This is a genomic window from Micromonospora sp. DT228 (genome assembly GCF_049841595.1).
Classification (GTDB): domain Bacteria; phylum Actinomycetota; class Actinomycetes; order Mycobacteriales; family Micromonosporaceae; genus Micromonospora.
Genome location: NZ_JBNCKO010000005.1, coordinates 127,163 through 145,240, shown reverse-complemented (window position 1 = coordinate 145,240; position 18,078 = coordinate 127,163). Strand labels below are relative to the sequence as shown.

The 18,078-nt window shown below is 71.1% G+C and carries 15 protein-coding genes; 9 read left to right on the top strand and 6 right to left on the bottom strand.

Translation table 11 applies throughout. The annotated features are described in order from the left end of the window. Nucleotides 1-45: 45 nt before the first annotated feature. Genes ACLQ29_RS12430 through ACLQ29_RS12410 form a run of 5 tightly spaced genes read left to right on the top strand, consistent with a single transcriptional unit; the run spans nt 46 to nt 7,770 of the window. Nucleotides 46-3,477, top strand: coding sequence for an ATP-binding protein (locus tag ACLQ29_RS12430; protein ID WP_425771756.1), 3,432 nt, complete (start codon nt 46-48; stop codon nt 3,475-3,477). Between the two features lies 1 nt (nt 3,478). Then, nucleotides 3,479-5,431: an MFS transporter gene (locus ACLQ29_RS12425; RefSeq protein ID WP_425771755.1), complete on the top strand. Its 1,953-nt coding sequence runs from the start codon at nt 3,479-3,481 to the stop codon at nt 5,429-5,431. Beyond that, nucleotides 5,428-5,985: a hypothetical protein gene (locus ACLQ29_RS12420; protein ID WP_425771754.1), complete on the top strand. Its 558-nt coding sequence runs from the start codon at nt 5,428-5,430 to the stop codon at nt 5,983-5,985. Before ACLQ29_RS12425 ends, ACLQ29_RS12420 begins: the two co-directional genes overlap by 4 nt. Next, nucleotides 5,982-7,157, top strand: coding sequence for a M23 family metallopeptidase (locus ACLQ29_RS12415; RefSeq protein ID WP_425771753.1), 1,176 nt, complete (start codon nt 5,982-5,984; stop codon nt 7,155-7,157). The genes ACLQ29_RS12420 and ACLQ29_RS12415 overlap by 4 nt, the downstream gene beginning before the upstream one ends. A gap of 13 nt (nt 7,158-7,170) precedes the next feature. Beyond that, nucleotides 7,171-7,770, top strand: coding sequence for a hypothetical protein (locus tag ACLQ29_RS12410; protein WP_425771752.1), 600 nt, complete (start codon nt 7,171-7,173; stop codon nt 7,768-7,770). A gap of 5 nt (nt 7,771-7,775) precedes the next feature. On the opposite strand, the gene ACLQ29_RS12405 is transcribed toward ACLQ29_RS12410, so the two are convergent. Further along, complete coding sequence (locus tag ACLQ29_RS12405) at nt 7,776-8,330, bottom strand: hypothetical protein (RefSeq protein ID WP_425772036.1); 555 nt, start codon at nt 8,328-8,330, stop codon at nt 7,776-7,778. Nucleotides 8,331-8,524: 194 nt separating this feature from the next. Here ACLQ29_RS12405 and ACLQ29_RS12400 point away from each other — a divergent pair, with 194 nt between their 5' ends. Then, nucleotides 8,525-11,086: an FtsK/SpoIIIE domain-containing protein gene (locus ACLQ29_RS12400; RefSeq protein ID WP_425771751.1), complete on the top strand. Its 2,562-nt coding sequence runs from the start codon at nt 8,525-8,527 to the stop codon at nt 11,084-11,086. Nucleotides 11,087-11,114: 28 nt separating this feature from the next. Then, a complete protein-coding gene (locus tag ACLQ29_RS12395; RefSeq protein ID WP_425771750.1) occupies nt 11,115-11,834 on the top strand; it encodes a hypothetical protein in 720 nt (239 codons plus the stop codon). A gap of 99 nt (nt 11,835-11,933) precedes the next feature. Here the strand turns inward: ACLQ29_RS12395 and folE are convergent, their stop codons facing one another. Continuing rightward, on the bottom strand, nt 11,934-12,599 hold the full coding sequence (gene folE / locus ACLQ29_RS12390; RefSeq protein ID WP_030328001.1) for a GTP cyclohydrolase I FolE: 666 nt from the start codon (nt 12,597-12,599) through the stop codon (nt 11,934-11,936). Between the two features lie 35 nt (nt 12,600-12,634). After that, nucleotides 12,635-14,602, bottom strand: coding sequence for an ATP-dependent zinc metalloprotease FtsH (gene ftsH / locus ACLQ29_RS12385; RefSeq protein ID WP_425772035.1), 1,968 nt, complete (start codon nt 14,600-14,602; stop codon nt 12,635-12,637). Here ftsH and ACLQ29_RS12380 point away from each other — a divergent pair. After that, nucleotides 14,513-14,710: a hypothetical protein gene (locus ACLQ29_RS12380; protein ID WP_393370471.1), complete on the top strand. Its 198-nt coding sequence runs from the start codon at nt 14,513-14,515 to the stop codon at nt 14,708-14,710. The two genes, ftsH and ACLQ29_RS12380, sit on opposite strands and share 90 nt — an antisense overlap. 419 nt (nt 14,711-15,129) lie before the next feature. Here ACLQ29_RS12380 and hpt read toward each other — a convergent pair whose 3' ends face one another. Both hpt and ACLQ29_RS12370 read right to left on the bottom strand, forming a co-directional pair. After that, complete coding sequence (gene hpt / locus ACLQ29_RS12375) at nt 15,130-15,705, bottom strand: hypoxanthine phosphoribosyltransferase (RefSeq protein ID WP_357252898.1); 576 nt, start codon at nt 15,703-15,705, stop codon at nt 15,130-15,132. Between the two features lie 100 nt (nt 15,706-15,805). Continuing rightward, the gene (locus ACLQ29_RS12370) at nt 15,806-15,955 is read right to left on the bottom strand and encodes a hypothetical protein (protein ID WP_355032650.1); all 150 of its coding nucleotides are present in this window, start codon (nt 15,953-15,955) and stop codon (nt 15,806-15,808) included. A 138-nt stretch (nt 15,956-16,093) separates the two neighbouring features. Here ACLQ29_RS12370 and ACLQ29_RS12365 point away from each other — a divergent pair, with 138 nt between their 5' ends. Continuing rightward, a complete protein-coding gene (locus ACLQ29_RS12365; protein ID WP_425771749.1) occupies nt 16,094-17,056 on the top strand; it encodes a GlxA family transcriptional regulator in 963 nt (320 codons plus the stop codon). Between the two features lie 29 nt (nt 17,057-17,085). On the opposite strand, the gene tilS is transcribed toward ACLQ29_RS12365, so the two are convergent. Further along, on the bottom strand, nt 17,086-18,078 hold the full coding sequence (gene tilS, locus ACLQ29_RS12360; protein ID WP_425771748.1) for a tRNA lysidine(34) synthetase TilS: 993 nt from the start codon (nt 18,076-18,078) through the stop codon (nt 17,086-17,088).

Below are 18,078 nucleotides of genomic sequence, written 5' to 3'. Positions count from 1 at the left end.
CACAAGGCCGGCCAGTTCTGATGAAACAGGCCTTAAGGCGGTCGCATGAGTCGCTCGTCCACGCCGGGCTCCCCGGCCGGCCACCCGGCCGTGCCAGCCGGTCACCGTGCGCAATCATTCGACTACGCCGACGACGAGGACGAGGTGGCGCTCGATCCCGCGCTTGTGACGTCGCCCGGTCACGGGGCGGTGGGCGTGTTCCAGGCGCCCCGGCCGATCCCCCGCCGGACGCCACCCGCAGAGCCCAGCGCGGTGTCGGCCGGCGAGAACGCCGACATCGACTCCCCCTTCCTCGACCTCTTCGGTGGGGCACGGCCCGGCGCCGCGCGAGCCGTCACGGCCGGCCCGAGCACCCAGGAGCAGCCGGCGCCCCCACCGCAGGCACCGCCGCAGGTCGGCGCGGCGCCGGCCCGTCCGGTTCCCGAGCTGGAACCACCATGGACGCCCGACGACCAGCCCCGCGGCGGCCGCCGGTCCGTCGAGCCACGCCACGGCGGTGGCCTTGCGGCCAGCGAGTCCCGGGTGCCGCACCAGGCCGGCGATCGGCTGCCGATGCTCCATCCACCAGCTGAGCCCGACCGGACCCCCACCACACCACCGGCAAGCACCGGTCCCGTCAGCAGGCCAGCGGGCACCACACCGAGCCGCCGTCCGACGGCCACTCCGGAGGGTCGGTCAACGACGCAGACGGGCCGGCCGGCACCTCAACCGGCCCGGCCGACAGCCCCGGCTGAGCAGCCGCCCAGCACCGGGCCCACCGATCGGCCGGCGCTGGAGCGCACGCCGCGGCGCGCCGCGGACTCGGGTCGGCCCGAGGGCCCTGACACCGAGCCGCCCGGCCGGGAGATCGCCCCGTCCCGACAGCGGGCCGCGAGCCGGCCGACCAAACCGACCCGGGTCCGCGCTCCGAAGATCAAATTTGGCGATCGGGACCCGTCGGTCGAGCTGGCCATCACCGAGATCGCCGGTCACCTGACCTTCACCCCCAACACCGTGACCGCCTGGTACTGGCTGCCCGAGGTCCGCTGGGCATTCCGGCCGGACGCCGAACGCGAAGCGCTGCTGTCAGCCATCTCCGAGCAGTACGCCGGCCTGGCGGGCTTCCGGCTGCACCTGCGCCGCACCACCCGGCCGTTCCCCGCAGACGAGTGGGCGCGCACCATCGACGCACACACCCCCGCGCCGCTCGCCGACGTCGCCGGCACCACCGGTTGGGCCGACCACCTGGTCGCCGCCCAGCGGCACCTGATGGCTGTCAACCACGCCGAGGGCCAGACCTACCTGGGCGTCACCTTCGCCCGCCGGTCCCTCGGCGACTCGCTCACCGAGCGGCTGCTGCGCACCTTCGGTCGGGGCACCGCCGATGGCGAACGCCGCAAGCTGGGCCGCACCGTGGAACAGTTCGACGAGGTGCTCGGCGCGTTCGGCATGCGCGGCCGGCGGGTCACCGCCCAGGAGTTGGAGTGGCTGCTCTATCGCTCGGTGGCACTGTGCATGTCCCCGCCCGGCACCCTCTCCCCCGTCACCGACGGGCACTGGGAACGCGGTGACCTGCTCGCCCTGACCGAACAGGTGGAGCGCTACCGCACCCCGTACGGCTCGACAGTGAAACTCGTCAACCGGATGACCGGCGAGGAACGGCACGTGGCTGTGCTCGCCGTCGGCCGGATGGAGCCGCTGGAGATCCCCGAGCGGCACGAGCCCTGGCTGCACTTCCACGAGCGGCTGCCGTGGCCGATGGAAATCTCCACCCGCGTCGACATCCTCGGCTCCGGTGACTCCTTCCGCAATCTCGAACACCGGCTGCGCATGATCCGCTCGCAGCAGCTCGACTACGCCGAGCACGGCATCGACGCACCCCCGGAGCTGGAGCGACTGGCCAAGCGCGCGCTGGTGATCGGCGACGAGATGACCACCGGCCTGCCGGTCGACTCGGCCCGTGCGCACGGCTGGCACCGGATCGCCGTCGGCGGCCGGACCAGGGAGGAATGCCTGGAACGTGCCCGCCGGCTCATCCAGCTCTACTCCCGGGAGTTGCGCATCTCCCTGCAACACCCCAAGAACCAGGACTGGCTGGCCCGCGAGTTCATCCCCGGCGAACCGATCGCCAACACCGGCTACGTCCGCCGCATGCCGGTGCCGTTGCTCGCCGCCGCGCTCCCCCAGGCCGCCTCGAACGTGGGCGACCGGCGGGGCGACCTGATCGGCCGGACCGCCGGCACCTGCCGCCGGCCGGTCTTCCTCGACCTGCACTTCCCCATGGAGGTCCGCGAACGCTCCGGGCTGGCGGTCTTCGTCGCCGAACCAGGCGGCGGCAAGTCGACCCTGCTCGGCGCGCTGGGCTACCTGGCAGCCCGCAGAGGTGTCCAGGTAACCCTGCTCGACCCGTCCGGTCCGCTGGCCCGACTCTGCGCGATGCCCGAGCTGCGACCGTACTCCCGGGTGTTGAACCTGACCGGTTCGGAGCACGGCACCCTGGCGCCCTACTCACTCATTCCCACACCACTGCGTACCGAGTTCGCTGCCGGCGCGGCCGGCGACCGGGAGTTCGAGATCGCGGTCTCCAACGCCCGCGCCGAGCGGCGGATGCTGGTCCAGGACATCTGCATGATGCTCGTACCGCCGCAGGTGGCCCGCGAGGCGTCGACCGCCACCCTGTTCCGGCACGCGGTCCGGCAGGTCCCCGCCGAAGAGACGTCCACCCTGGACGACGTGGTGAGCTGCCTCGGTCGTCTCGACGACGACGCCGGCAAGGAGCTGGCCAACCTCCTGCTGGACACCGCCGAGATGCCACTGGCCATGCTGTTCTTCGGACGGCCACCCGAGGGGCTGCTCGGTGCCGACGCCGCACTCACCGTGATCACCATGGCTGGGCTGCGGTTGCCCGACCTCAAGATCGAACGCGAGTACTGGTCCGCCGAGGAGGCGCTGGCCCTGCCGATGCTGCACACCGCGCACCGCCTCGCCGTCCGCCGCTGCTACGGCGGGTCGATGTCGTCACGCAAGCTCGTCGGTCTCGACGAGGCGCACTTCATGGAGGGCTGGCGGTCCGGGCGTTCGTTCCTCGTCCGGCTCGCCCGGGACTCCCGCAAATGGAACCTCGCAGCCCTGGTCGCCTCGCAGAACCCGCGCGACATCCTCGGCCTCGACGTGCAAAACCTGGTCTCCACGGTCTTCGTCGGCCGGATCGCCGAAGACGCCGAGATCGCCTCCGAAGCGCTACGGCTGCTACGGGTGCCGGTAAACGACGGGTACGAAGCCACCCTCGCCTCGCTCTCCGCCGCCGACACCAGCTCAGCCACCCGCCTCGGCTTCCGCGAGTTCGTGATGCGCGACGTCGACGGCCGCGTGCAGAAGGTCCGCGTCGACGTCTCGTACGTCGAAGGGCTCTTGGACCACCTCGACACCACGCCCGCCGCGATCGCCGCGGCGGCCGGCGTGCTACCGAGCATCTCCCTGCCGGATCTGGAGGCGTGACATGGCGAGGGCTTGGGCACGGATCGCGTCGTTCCTGCTCGCCCTCGGCGTACTGGCCGGGGCCACCCTCTCCTGGCCGCTGATCGGCGCGGAGGCCGCAGCCGCCGCACCGCCCGTCGCCCAGGCCCGCGCCGACCTCTGCACGACCAAGGAGTGGCAGGCCGACTTCCGTGCCTGCGTGGGGAAACTCAAGAAGGTCAGCGAGGCTGAGATTGATTGCAGGAAGCCACCCGTGCCATCCGCTCCGGATTCCGGCCTAGCTGGTTGGTTCGCCTCCCGCCCGGAATCATCAAAGTTGCCAGGGCCAAAAGGCATCTACAGCGACTACGGCTACGGCGGATACAGCTTCAACACGTACGACGTGGAGGGTGGTTGCGCCTCTACTGTCCTCCACCCGGATTACAAGTTCACCACCACGGTCGCCAACGGCGAGCTTATGGTCGCCACGGCGGTGGTAGGTGCCTCCAACGCGATGCGGGAGCGGGCTTGGGATCCCCGCTCTATGTGGAGTTGGGCCGACCCGTTGGTTGAGGAGGCAACCAAAGCCGTGTATCAGAAGGTATTCAGCGTATTCGGGATTATCACGCTTTGCGTGGTAGGCCTTTACTTACTTTGGCGCTCCCGCCAGTCTGATATGAGCAATGCGATGACGACGGCTGGCTGGGCGTTGCTGGTGATGGTAGCCGTCACCGCGTTGGCGGCCTGGCCGGTCAAGTCGGCGAACATCGCCGACGGCACCCTGATCACCTCCCTCGGCGTCGTGCATGACGCTATCGGCCCGGCGTCCAGGGACATCCCGGCCGACAAGTGCGTACTACCAAACCCGGAGGCTTGTGTTGACAAGCGGCCCCCAGCCGTCCGGGCCAGCGACACCGCAACCGAGTCGATGCTCTACCGCAACTGGCTGCGTGGTGTGCTCGGCTCAGCCGAAAGCGAGACCGCCACGAAGTACGGCCGGGCCCTTTACGACGCTAAGTCGCTTAGCTGGGGTGAAGTTGAATCAATCCGTTCGAATCCCGCTACTCGTGATGTGGTCATCAAAGCCAAGCAGCAACAATGGATGACAATCGCGGAGCAGATTAAGATTGAGGACCCAGAGGCGTATGAATACCTGATGGGCACCCGCGACATGGACAGAATCGGCTCTGGTTTCATAGCGGTGCTTGCGGCAGTGCTCTTCGCCATGTTCGATCTCACCGCGTCGGTGCTGGTGCTGCTTGGTTTCCTAATCTTCCGGTGGGCAGTGATCGCCGCGCCGATCCTCGGCACGATCGGTCTGCTCCGTCCGGCGAGCGCCGGGCTGCGCCGGCTGGCCAATGCGGTCGTTGCCGCAATCTTCAACATCGCCATCTTCGGCACCGGGGCCGCCATCTACCTGTTCGCTGTCGATCTGATCATGAGCACGCCCACCCTGCCCGGTTGGCTTCAGGTGGTGCTGGTCTGGCTCTGCGGGGTGGTCGGCTGGCTGTTGCTGCGTCCGTACCGGCGGATAACCCAGCTCGGCGGTAAGGACAGCAGCGAAGCGGTCAGTTCGGCCGGCTCCTGGCACCGTCGGTTCTTCCGGGACATGCGGGTCGCCGCGCGGCTCGACGTGGTGGAGCCCGGTGGCACGGCAGAGCCGGTGGGCGGACGTCGTCGGTCGCCGGACGCCGAGCAGACCCGGCTGCGCCCGGAGGCGCGCAGGGAGGACCCGGTGCCGACGCCGACCCCTCCGGTGGCGGCCCAACGGACCGGCAACGCGCGCCCGGACGGTCAGGAACGCGCCGATGAGGCAACGGAGGAGACCGGTGGCCGGGGCCGTAAGGTTCCGCCCCAGCCTCGGCGGCGGCAGCCGGCGACCTGGACCGAACCCGACGTGCCAGCCGAGAATCCGTCGTTCGTGGTTTACCGACCGGGCTCCTCTGAGCGCGCGCCGGACCGTACCGGACCGCGGGTGCGCTCAGAGGCCCGGTGACGGCGATGCGACGGGCCCTGGAGTTCCTCTTCACCCGAGCGCTGCGGTCCCGACTGGGGGTGGCGCTGGTGATCGCGGTGCTCATCTTCGGTGTGATCGGGGCCGCCCGCCTGGTCTCCGGTCCGCCCGGTCCGGCGGACGGGCTGAGCAACCGACCGGAGCGGCCGATCACCACAGTGGACCCGACGGCCGGCGATGATGGCGTGAAGGCCACCGAGGCTCCGCCGTCGCCGGTCACTCCGGCGGGTGCCCGCACGCCCGAGCAGACCGCCGACCGGTTCGCCAAGGCCTGGCTAGGCCAACCCGGGATGGCCGCCGAACAGTGGCAGGCCGGCCTGCGCCCGCTGTCGACATCGGCGTTGACCGAGAAGCTGTCCGGCGTCGACCCCGGCGGGGTTCCGGCCGAGAGGATAACCGGGCCACCGGAGGTGCGGGCACGCACCCAGACGTTCGTCGAGGTGCTGCTGCCCCTCGACAGCGGGCGGCTCCGGCTGGAGTTGGTCGTCGACGACAACGGCTGGCTGGTCGACGTGGTCGATTGGGAACGGCAATGACCGTCGGCGGTGGCGCGGCCACTCCGCGCCGGTCCCTGCGGATCGGTTTGATCGCCACGATCCTCACCGGCGTGCTGCTCCTGCTCTGTTGCACCGGCGGCACCGCCGCGTTCTTCCTCAGCGGGCTCGGTGGCGACGCGGAGAACGGGGACACCCTGGCCGGTTGGGGCTGCGGCCCGATTCGTCCGGTGGACATCGCCGGCGAGTTGCCGAGGTTCACCGAGTACGGCGACGCACAGGTCCGCAACGCCGCGATCATCATCAAGGTCGGCCAGGATCTTAAGGTGCCCTCGCGGGGCTGGGTGATCGCCCTGGCCACCGCGATGCAGGAGTCCGCCCTGCGCAACCTGGCGAACAGCGGCGTTCCCGCGTCCTTGGCCCTGCCACACGAGGGAGTCGGAGCCGACCACGACTCGCTGGGCCTTTTCCAGCAGCGGCCCGGCTGGGGGTCGGTCGCCGAGCGGATGACACCCGCGTACACCGCTCGCAAGTTCTACGAGAAGCTCGTCAAGGTGCGGAGCTGGCAACGCCGGCCACTGACCGTGGTGGCACAGCAGGTGCAGGTAAGCGCCTATCCAGACGCGTACGCCAAGCACGAGGAGGTGGCCAGCAAGATCGTTGACGCCCTTGCGGGCGGCGCGGCGCGCACCGTCGAGATCAACGGCAAGGCAGTGTGCAACGCGGCTGAGCGTGGCGAGATCGCTGCCTCCGGCTGGACCGCGCCGATCCCTGGCGACGTCGGCTCCGGCTTCCGCACCGCCAGCCGACCCGGCCACGACGGGGTCGACATTGGCGCGGCCAAGGGGACGGAGATCCGCGCCGCAGCGGCCGGCCGGGTGCTGGTCGCCAAATGCGACCCGGACCACCGCCTGCGGGAGGACTGCGACGTAGACGGGTTCCCCGACAAGGGTGGCTGCGGCTGGTTCGTTGACCTCCTGCATGCCGGCGGCTACATCACGCGGTACTGCCACATGGTGGTCCGGCCCCGCGTCAGAGAAGGGCAGATGGTTGCTGCCGGTGAGGTGATAGGCCAGGTGGGCAGCAGCGGCAACTCGTCCGGCCCACACCTGCATTTCGAGGTGCACCTACGCAACAACCGCGACTCCTCCGGCGCCGTGAATCCGATCCCGTTCATGCGCGAGCGGGGTGCCCCGCTGCGCGCCGCCGAGTGAGGCCACCACGGGCATGACCGGACCGATGCCGGACCCCTTCGCCGACCAGCCCGACTGGGCGCCCCGGCCACCCCGCCCGATGGCAATGGTTCCCGCCACCGAGCGGGTGGAGCTACGCGGGCGACGGGTGCTGGTCGGTCTGCCGGGGTTGGGTTGGCGAGGAGACCTACGCGCGGACGACCGGGTGGTGCAGAGCGCCCGGACCTATGTCCCGGTGATTCCCGAGCACGAGTGGTACCGGGCCGAGGCCGACCAGGTCGAGGTGTTCGCGCCACTGGTGCCGGTGGAACGGGTCTGGGTGGAGACCGTTGGCAGCCGGCCGGAGTCGGAGAGCCCTCGCGAGACCGGCATCCGGTTGGTCTCGCTGGACGGCCCAGCGCACCGGGCCCCCACGCCCGTCTTCGAGGCCGACGCCGTCACCGGCCGCCGCGTGGTGCACGTCGAGGGCGGTCTGGAGCGCCGGGATCTGCGGGCGGTCACCGAGACCTACTCAGGTGCCGAGGGGGACATCTGCGTCCGGATCACGCCGGAGGTGGAGTGGTACCGCTGGGCCTGGCGCGGCCAGTCGCCCACCACACTGGAGGTTCCGGTACATTTGCTGTGGATTGAGTAAATCCCTCAAGATCTATCGGCCTTACACACTCGCCAGCCGTCTTGCTGCCGCGTCTCAAATCGCCAACGCTGGCGATCGCTTTGTGATATCCCGTCCACGAAGGCCGATAGGATTATGTCAACCTCGACGATGGCGAAGTCGCCCTGCCGGTCGATATCGAAGCTCTCCCAACTGGTTGAGATCGTCGTGTTGAAGCCCTTTTCCCGCGCTACCAGGTCGTTCCTAAGAAGCCGCAGATCGTTAAGGTCTGTACCGCTCTCACACGCGAACTCGTTCGCTCTCGCGTCGTTGCGGTCCGCAAGGAAGGACTGGATGTAGTTCGCTACCACTACATCAGGAGTGCTGCGGTCCGGGGTGGACGCGCGGTGGTACAGCACAAGGCCCATGGCGAGCCCGCCGACGCAGAGCAGCGCAAGCACACCGGCGACCACCGTGAGCACCGTCCGCGTTCGGCGGCGCGGCGGCTGCGGCGCCGGCGGTGCCGGGGCAGGTGGCAGCTGCTCGGATGGTGCCCGTTGGGCCGGTACGTGGGAGACCTGGGAACCGGCGGGGGGCTGCACTGATTCCACCTCCTGACGCTATCGGCTGGACGGCCCGGAGCCAATGCCCCAGATCCAGCGGATCGTGACGGACCCCTACCCATCGGTGAGATCCACGACATCACCGGCGCAGCGCCGTGGCACCTCCCGGAGGAGCGGCCTCGGCTGGGATACCGTCTCTGCTCGGGAGGGGTTGCCAACCTCGGGCAGAGGGGGTGGATGCGGTGGCCGGTCCGAAGGCACGCACGAACCGCGCCGCTGCCCTGCATCGCCGGGCGGCGGCCGTCGCGACCGCTGCCGCCGGCATTCTGGACGAGACGCGACCAGCTCCTGCCGACCAGCGCCGGCAGTACGAGCTGGCCGATCGTCTTCGGGCGGCCGCCGCGCGGTTGGCCCCGGGGTGGGCGGGCGCCGCGTTGGACTCGCTCAGCGTGGACTCTCCGGCGGGTGACGGTCCGCCGCCGTTCGTCCGGGTCGGCACGGCGGCGCCGTTGGACGATGCCCGCTTTCCCGCGTTGGTGCCACTGGTGGGCACCGGTCACCTCAGCGTGGACGCCGACGCTCGGGAGCCACGGGTGGCCGGGTTACTCCGGGCCGTACTCCTGCGGTTGTTGGCGGCGACGCCTGCGGGTGCGCTGTTGATTCGCGCGGTCGATGCCACGGGTGCGGCGCTGACCCCGTTCGGAGCGCTCGCTGATGCTGGCCTGCTGCCGCCGGCGGCGGTGGACGTGGCGGGGCTGCGCGCGGTGCTGACGGAGGCGGAGCAGTGGGTGACTCCGGGGGCCAGCGGACGACGTCGGCACGACCGCACGCTGTTGCTCGTGTTCGCCGCTCTGCCGGAGTCGACTGGCCCGGCCGATCTGGCGCGCATCGAGGCGCTCGCCGAGCAGGGGCCCGCCGCCGGTCTGCACCTGGTGGTGGCCGGCTGGCCTCCGGCCGGCCCGTACGCGACTCGGGCCGCGCTGCCGCACACCACATCGCTGGCGCTGCGCAACGCGTACGCGTTGCTCGGTGACCCGCCGAGCGCGTCCTTCGCGGGTCCGGGCGCGGATCCGCCGGGCGGACTGAACTCGCCGGTCTTCGTCGAGGCGGACCCGCCGGTCGAGCTGGTCGACGCGGTGTGTCGACGGCTGGCCGAGCAGGTGGAGGCGGGCTCGCGGTTGGGGTTGGCGGCTCTGCTGCCGGCGACGGGTGAGCATCTGTGGGAGTCGGATTCCGCGGACGGGCTGACCACCACGGTCGGTGATGCCGGGGGCCGGTCGGTGCCGTTGGGTTTCACCGAGCTGACCCCGCACTGGCTGGTCAGTGGACGGTCCGCGGCGGGTCGCGCGGCGTTCCTGACCACCGCGTTGCTGGGGTTGGCGGCTCGCTACGGTCCGGACGAGTTGGCGCTCTACCTGGTGGATCTCGGCGACGGTGAGTCGTTCGTGGAGTTTCTGCAGACCGAGCGGGACCGGTCGTGGATTCCGCAGGTGCGCGCTGCCGCGATGGCCGCCGATCGGGAGTACGTCCGGGACGTGCTCGACGAGTTGACGGCCGAGGTGCAGCGGAGGACGGAGGCTGGGGCGCGGGCCGGCGGTCAACGCTTCGCCGAGCTGCGTCAGCACCGGTCGCTGCCCCGGATCGTCTGCGTGTTGGACAACGTGCCGTTGCTCTTCGCCGAGCGGGACCGGCTGGCCGCCGAGCTGTCCGCCCAGTTGGACGGGTTGGCGCGGGCCGGTCGGGCGTACGGCGTGCACCTGGTGTTGGCCGGTGCGGGCGAGTTGGGGTTGAGCGCCCGTACCGACGGGGGTCACCGGGATTCGGTGCTCGGGCAGTTTCCGGTGCGGGTGGCGCTGCCGGGTGGCAGTCCGGTGCTGGAGCCGACGAACGACTCGGCCGCCGGGCTGCCGGTGGGCAGCGCGGTGGTGAACACCGCCGGCGGGCTCGGGGGCCCCCGGGGTGCGATCCGAGGTCATGAACGGCTGATCCGGCACCCTGATCCGCAGGACCACCCGGCGGTGGTGGAGGGGCTGCGGCGAGAGCTGTGGGCGGCACGGCCGGCCGGGTCGGTGCCGCCGGTCGTCTTCGCCGGATATGCTCGCCCGCTGCTCGGCAACGATCCGCGGTACCGGGCGGCGTTGGCGGGGCAGTCGCACGGGCCGGCGGCCCTGCTGGGTCGCGCGGTGGACGTGGCCCGTTCGACTGTCGCCGTACCGTTGGGTCCGGCCGCGGGCCGCAACCTCGCGGTGCTCGGCTCGGGTGCCGCGGCGGGCGGGTTGCTGGCGACGGCCGCACGGAGCACCGCGGACCATCACGCGCCGGGCACCGCACGTTTCCTGGTGGCGGTGCCGGACCCGGGCGCTCGGGCGCTGGCGGAGGCGTTGACTGCGGAGCTGGCCGCCCGGCATCCGGCCGAGCTGGTGGATCTGCCGACGCTGCTAGCGGCCCCCGCCGACGAACTGCCGACGTATCTGGTGGCCTTCGGGCTGGACCGGCCGGGCCCCCGGGAGTTGCCGGTGGACCGGTTGCGTGCGCTGCTGCGTAACGGACCGCCGACCGGGCGACACCTGTTGGGTTGGTGGCGTGCGGTGCCCCCGTTCGCCGCGCTGTTCGAGCCGGCGGGCGAGGTCGACAAGTTGGCCGCCGTGGTCGTGCTGGACGTGCCGGTCGCGCAGCTCACCCCCGTCTTCGGCCGGGCGGTGGAGTGGCGGGCCCGCCCGGACCGGGCGGTGCTCTGGGACGGTCCGGACGAGCGGGGCACGGTCCTGGTGCCGTTCGCCGACGAGGCCGGGTGATCCGGTGGCGCGGGCAGGGGGTGTCGAGATGAGTCCGGAGGCGACGGTGACCGGGCCGGGGCGGCAGCGGGTCGCCGCGCCGAGCGGGGACGTCACCCAGGCTGCGGCCGAGCCCAGCACCGCTTGGGCGGAGTACCTGGCCGCGGCCCGCCAGCTGGACGCGGTACGCCGCAGTGCGGCCGCTGCCGCCGGTGAGCAGGCCCGGTCGGCGGAGACCGCCCGGGAGGAGCTGACGGTGGTCCGTACCGGGCTGGCGAGCCAGCAGGAACGGCTGCGCGAGTTGGGCGTACCAGCGATTTCTTTGGTGCCGTCACCGCCGGAGCTGACCGAGGCGTCCCGGTCGATGGCGGGCGGTCCGGCGGCCGTGCTGGCGGCGCTGCGGGCCGCGCGGGGTCGGGCCGAGGCGGCGGACGCGGCCCTGGCGGCGCGGCGACGGTTGCGGCCCGGATCCTGGCCGGCGCGGCTGCGCAACCTTCTGGTGTACGGGCCGCTGGCGCTTGTGGTGCCGCTGATCCAGGTGGCGGTGTACGCGGCGACGGGAGTGGGAGCGGCAAGTGTGGCCGCGTTGATCTGTGGGTTGCCGATGCCGGCGGTCGCGTTCGTCGCCGGTTGGGTGGGCATCGGGCGGTTGTTTCGGGTGAGCCCCGCCGAGCGGCTGGACCGCACGGTGCGCTTCGGCGCGCTTGTGTGCCTGGTGCCGGCGGTGCTGGTGACGGCGGGCCTGCTGCTGGTCCTGCTCGCCGGCTGACCTGCCCGGCTGGTCGGCGCCGGGCAGGAGAGCGGACGGCGGGAAGGCAACGGCCGGCCGGCCCCCGCAGGGGTCGGCCGGCCGGGGCACGTCGGGCTGTCAGCGGGGGATGATCAGGGCCATTGCCTCGGCACGGGACTTGGAGTCCGTCTGCAGGATGCCGCGCACCGCCGACGTGATGGTCTTGGCACCGGATTTCTGGATGCCGCGCATCGCCATGCACATGTGCTCGCACTCGAGCACGACGACGACGCCGCGGGGTGCGAGTTTGCTCATCAGCAGGTCGGCGACCTGCGAGGTGAGCCGCTCCTGCACCTGGGGCCGGCGGGCGAAGACCTCGACCAGTCGGGCCAGCTTGGACAGGCCGGTGATCCGCCCGTCGGGGCCGGGGATGTAGCCGATGTGCGCGCTGCCGCGGAACGGCAGCAGGTGGTGCTCGCAGAGGCTCATCACGTCGATGTCCCGAACGATCACCAGCTCTTCGTGGTTGGCCTCGAAGGTGGTGCTGAGCACCTGGGCCGGGTCGACCCGCAGGCCGGCGAAGAGTTCGGCGTACGCGCGGGCGACCCGGGCCGGCGTCTGCTGGAGCCCGTCGCGGTCCGGGTCCTCGCCGACCGCGATCAGGATCTCGCGGACGGCCTTCTCGATCCGACCCAGGTCGACGGCGTCCTCGACCGGGCGGCCGGTCAGCTTGCCGCTGATCAGCCGGGCGGCGACGTAGTCCAGCTCGTCGTCGCCGTCGGGTTCGGTCGCGGAGACGGCCAGCTCCCGGTGGGGGGAGCTGGCCGTCGGGTCGTTGCTCAGTGGGTGCCGTCCGAGTTGTTGGACGGCGCCCCGCCACCGACGGACGCCTGCGCGCCGTCGGCCTGGGCCTGCGCCTTGAGCTTGTCCTTCTCCGCAGGGGTGAGCACGGGCGGCTCGGTGGAGGGCATCCGCTTGCCGAAGCCGTTGTACGGTGCCAGCGGCGGGCGCTTGACCACCCGGGAGCAGATCCGCGCCATGTCGGCCGTGGAGAGGGTTTCCTTCTCCATCAGCTCAAGCACGATGTTGTCCAGGACGTCCCGGTATTCCACCAGGATCTCCCAGGCCTCGTCGTGCGCCAGCTCGACAAGTGCCCGCATCTCGCCGTCGATCTCGGCGGCCACCGAGTCCGAGTAGTCCCGCTCGTGGCCCATGTTGCGGCCGAGGAACGGCTCGTCTCCGCTGGTGCCGTACTTGATCGCGCCGAGCTTGGAGCTCATGCCGTACTGGGTGATCATCGCGCGGGCCAGTTGGGTGGCCTTCTCGATATCGTTGCCGGCACCCGTGGTGGGCTCGTGGAAGACCAGCTCCTCGGCGGCCCGGCCGCCCAGCGCGTACGCCAGGGTGTCGATCATTTCGGCGCGGGTCTGGGTGTACTTGTCTTCGGTCGGGAGCACCAGGGTGTGGCCCAGCGAGCGACCACGGGACAGGATCGTCACCTTGTGCACCGGCGCGGCGTGCGGCAGCGCCCAGGCGACAAGCGCGTGCCCACCCTCGTGGTACGCGGTGATCTTCTTTTCGTTGTCGCTCATCACGCGGGTCCGTCGCTGCGGACCGGCGACCACCCGGTCGATCGACTCTTCGAGCGAGTCGTTGGAGATCGCCCGCTGCTCCTTGCGAGCGGTGAGCAGGGCCGACTCGTTGATCACGTTGGCGAGGTCGGCGCCGCTGAAGCCCGGCGTGCGACGGGCCACCGCGTCAAGGTCGACGTCGGGGGTGAACGGCTTGCCCTTGGCGTGCACCCGCAGGATGGCCTTGCGGCCCTCCATGTCGGGGGCGTCCACCGGGATCTGCCGGTCGAACCGGCCCGGGCGCAGCAGCGCCGGGTCGAGGATGTCCGGCCGGTTGGTCGCGGCGATCAGGATCACGCCGCCCTTGGTGTCGAAGCCGTCCATCTCGACGAGGAGCTGGTTGAGCGTCTGCTCGCGCTCGTCGTGACCGCCACCCATGCCGGCGCCACGGTGCCGGCCGACGGCGTCGATCTCGTCGACGAAGACGATCGCCGGGGCGTTCGTCTTGGCCTGTTCGAACAGGTCACGGACGCGGCTGGCGCCGACACCGACGAACATCTCCACGAAGTCCGAGCCGGAGATCGAGTAGAAGGGCACCCCGGCCTCACCCGCGACCGCGCGGGCCAGCAGCGTCTTACCCGTGCCGGGCGGGCCGAAGAGCAGCACGCCCTTCGGGATCTTGGCACCCAGGGCCTGGTACTTCGCCGGATTCTGCAGGAAGTCCTTGATCTCGTACAGCTCTTCGACGGCCTCCTCGGCACCCGCGACGTCCGCGAAGGTCGTCTTCGGAGTGTCCTTGGTGATCATCTTCGCCTTGGACTTGCCGAAGTTGAGCACCCGGGAGCCGCCACCCTGCATCTGCGACATGAAGAACAGCAGCAGGAGGACGAGCAGCGCGATCGGCAGCAGGTTGACCAGCAGGCTCACCCAGATGCTGTCCGACGAGACCTTGGCGTCGGCCGGGCCGGTGACCCGGTTGTTCGCCTTGGCGTCCAGCACCTCGTTCCAGACCTCGTCACCGACCTGGTACGGGAACTGCGCCTCGATCTTGTTGGTCTCGGTCTTGCCGAACTTGGTCTTCTGGGCCAGGTCCAGTTGGAGCGTCTGCTCCTTGTCCTGGAAGACCACCTTATTGATCTTGGCGGTGTGGAGCTGATCGAGCGCAACGGAAGTGTCCACGCGGTGGTAGCTGGGACCAGCGGTGAACAGTTGACTGAGCACAACTGCGCCGAGGATGACCAGGATGATCCAGACCACCGGTCGGCGGAAGAAACGCGTACGTTCCATACTGTTGTCGAGCGCCGGAGCGCCCGCATCCTCCTGATCGACGTCCTGACCATCTGATTGGTGTCGCCGCGGTGAGCGGCGGTCGGAGCTGCCATGCGGGGCGGCCTCGACCCCGAGGCGCTAAAACTGCCGCGCCGCGGTCATTCGACGGTACACCGTGTACGCGAGGAGCGAGCTCGCGAGCCCCGCACTGGGCGCACCTTTCATATCGATGGCACGCACCGTGGGCAGGCCCACCAGCCCCGCGACCCGCGTACGGCGGGTCCGGGTGGAAACCGGCGTGGCGGGGAGTCCGGCCCGGCCACCCGACGGGCCCGATCACGCGGCCGAGGGGGTCGGGCGCGGAGTAACCTCCGGGCCACCGGGTCCACGGTAGCCGCAAGAGCTGAGAGCGCGCTGAACGTCGGCTCGATGAATGCCGATGCGAGTCGACCTCACGCCCCAACGGGGTCACCCCGGTGGGCTCGCGACAGGCGTCAGGAGCGGGCGTAGACCTCGGGCTTGAGCACCCCGACGTACGGCAGCTCCCGGTAACGCTCACCGAAGTCCAGGCCGTAGCCGACCACGAACTCGGTGGGGATGTCGAAGCCGACGTACTTGACCGGGACCGGCACCTTTACCGCGTCCGGCTTGCGGAACAGCGCGACGACCTCGACGCTCGCGGCCGAGCGGGACTCCAGGTAGCGCAGCAGCCACGAGAGAGTGAGCCCGGAGTCGACGATGTCCTCGACGACCACCACGTGCCGACCGGCGATGTCCCGGTCCAGGTCCTTGAGGATGCGGACCACCCCGGACGAGGTGGTGCCCTGGCCGTAGGAGGAGATGGCCATGAAGTCGAGCTCGGCCGGGGGGCCGTTGCGGCCCAGCGCCCGGGCGAAGTCCGCCATGAACATCACCGCACCCTTGAGCACGCACACGAGCAGTAGCCCGTCGTTCACGTGGGAGTAGTCGGCGGAGACCTGCTTGGCGAGCTCCGCCGTCTTCTCGCGAATCTGCGCCTCGGAAATGATCACGTGGTCGATGTCGGCGTCGTACCAGGAGCCGTCAGCCATGACTCCTAGCCTGCCGTACGTCGGATGGCCTCCGTCGGCGGGGCCGCACCTTTTGGCGCGGTCCCGCCCGGGATTTTCTGCGCAAACAGCGCTAATGACATCAGTTGGTACGTGACCGCCAGCGGCGGCCGTCGTCACTGGGCTTCCAGTCCGCCGAATCGTGACTGTCGACGGTCAGGCCGGCCGCCGAGGCGGCGACGAGCAGGACGAGGAAGAGGAGGAAGAGCAGGAACTCCATGGCGGCGCTCACTTTCGCATGATTGCTGTCGGTTTCGCCGCCGGTGCGCACCGGACTGAGACAAGTCTGCGACCTCTCGCGCCGACCGGACAGTGGCAGCAATGCCATTGGTCATCGATTTACTGCCACCTCTCGGGTTACCCTCGTCACATGCTCCGGTCCATCGCCGTCCTCACCCTCGACCAGGTCGCCCCCTTCGAGCTCGGCGTACTCGCCGAGGTGTTCGGCACCGACCGCACCGCCGACGGCTTTCCCGGCTACCGCTTCCAGCTGTGCAGCCCGGACGGCGAGGCCGTGCGTACGTCGTCCGGCTTCCACCTCACCCCGCACGCCGACCTCGGCCCCCTGGAGGAGGCCGACCTGGTGGCCATCCCCGCGCACAGCCAGGGCACCGCCGTCCCCGGGCCGGTGCTCGACGCGCTGCGCCGGGCCGACGCCCGCGGAGCGCACCTGTTCAGCGTCTGCTCCGGCGCCTTCCTGCTCGGCGAGGCCGGGCTGCTCGACGACCGGGAGTGCACGACCCACTGGCGGTACGTGGACGAGCTGCAACGCCGGCACCCACGCGCCCGGGTGCGCTGCAACTCGCTCTACGTCCAGGACGGCCGGCTGCTCACGAGCGCTGGCACGGCGGCCGGCATCGACGCCTGCCTGCACCTGATCCGCCAGGAGCACGGCTCGGCCACCGCGACCCGGCTGGCGCGGCGGATGGTGGTCCCGCCGCACCGCGACGGCGGCCAGTCACAGTACGTCGAGGCACCCATCCCGAAGGCGCCCGAGGCACCGACGCTGGAACCGGTGCTGGAGTGGCTGATGGGTCACCTGGACCGGACGACCACCGTGGAGGAGTTGGCCGCCCGCGCCGGCATGGCACCCCGCACGTTCGCCCGCCGGTTCCGCGCCGAGACCGGCACCACCCCGCACGACTGGCTCACCAACCAACGGGTGCTGCTCGCCCGGCGACTGCTCGAAGAGACCCCGTTGAGCGTGGAGGCCGTCGCCGACCAGTCCGGCTTCGGCGACGCCGCGGCGCTCCGCCACCACTTCACCCGCCGGGTCGGCGCCACCCCGCACAGCTACCGGACCACCTTCCGGGACCGGGCGCACAGCGGCTGAGATCCGGGCCGGTGCCGGTGGGACCGGCGTCAGGTGGGGGTGACCGCCGCCAGCCGGTCGGCGCGGCGGAACACCCGGACGCCACCGGGCAGATCGGTGGGGCCCTGACCATGCCAGGCGGTGACAAGCGCGTCCAGGGCGTTGACGTGCCGGTGCGACAGCGCTCCCGGCCGGGCGCCCACCTCACGCACCCAGGAGTGCAACACCCGGCCGCGCACCGCGGGAACCAGACCGGCAAGCGCGGGCACGGACAGCCCTCCATCGGGGCAGCGTGCCCCGGCCAGCGCCGCCGCCGCCAACTCGTCGAGCGCGGCGTTGTCCGCCGCCACCAGCCCGGCGGTACGCGCGAGGTTGTCCACCACGCCGGGTCCGAGCGCCCGCACCAGCGCCGGCAGCAGGTCGACCCGAACCCGGGAGCGGGCGTACGACGGGTCGCTGTTGTGCGGGTCCTGCCACGGGCTCAACCCGAGCACGGCACAGGCGGCGCGCGTCTGCTCCCGACCGATCTCCAGCAGCGGACGCAGCAGCGGCACGCCGTTCAAGTCCCGCCGGGCGGGCATCCCGGCCAACCCGCGCGGGCCGGCGCCCCGGGCGAGCGCGAGCAGCACCGTCTCCGCCTGGTCGTCGCGGGTGTGCCCGGTCAACACCGCGACCGCGTCCTGCTGCCGGGCCACCTCGGTCAACGCCTGGTAACGGGCCTCCCGGGCGGCCGCCTCCGGCCCGCCCGGACGCCCCGCCACCTCCACCCGCACGACTGTCGCCGACGCGAAACCGAACCCGGCGGCCCAGGTGGCCACCGCCTCGGCACGCTCCGCGGAGCCGTCCTGCAATCCGTGGTCCACCGTGACCAGCACGGCGGCGCGGCCCAGTCGAGGCGCCACGAACGCGGTGGCCGCCGCGAGGGCGAGCGAGTCGGCGCCGCCGGAGCAGGCCACGAGCACCGGCCCACCGGACGGCAGAGCGGTCAGGGCGCGACGCACCGCGACCCGGATCGCGGCCAGTGGTGGGGCGAGCGCGGCCAC

What these genes read in the sequence shown, in the direction of transcription:
- ACLQ29_RS12395 (WP_425771750.1), top strand. Translation starts at nt 11,115, where the DNA reads ATGAGTCCGGAGGCGACGGTGACCGGGCCGGGGCGGCAGCGGGTCGCC.
- ACLQ29_RS12365 (WP_425771749.1), top strand. Translation starts at nt 16,094, where the DNA reads ATGCTCCGGTCCATCGCCGTCCTCACCCTCGACCAGGTCGCCCCCTTC.
- ACLQ29_RS12425 (WP_425771755.1), top strand. Translation starts at nt 3,479, where the DNA reads ATGGCGAGGGCTTGGGCACGGATCGCGTCGTTCCTGCTCGCCCTCGGC.
- ACLQ29_RS12430 (WP_425771756.1), top strand. Translation starts at nt 46, where the DNA reads ATGAGTCGCTCGTCCACGCCGGGCTCCCCGGCCGGCCACCCGGCCGTG.
- hpt (WP_357252898.1), bottom strand. Translation starts at nt 15,705, where the DNA reads ATGGCTGACGGCTCCTGGTACGACGCCGACATCGACCACGTGATCATT.
- ACLQ29_RS12415 (WP_425771753.1), top strand. Translation starts at nt 5,982, where the DNA reads ATGACCGTCGGCGGTGGCGCGGCCACTCCGCGCCGGTCCCTGCGGATC.
- ACLQ29_RS12410 (WP_425771752.1), top strand. Translation starts at nt 7,171, where the DNA reads ATGACCGGACCGATGCCGGACCCCTTCGCCGACCAGCCCGACTGGGCG.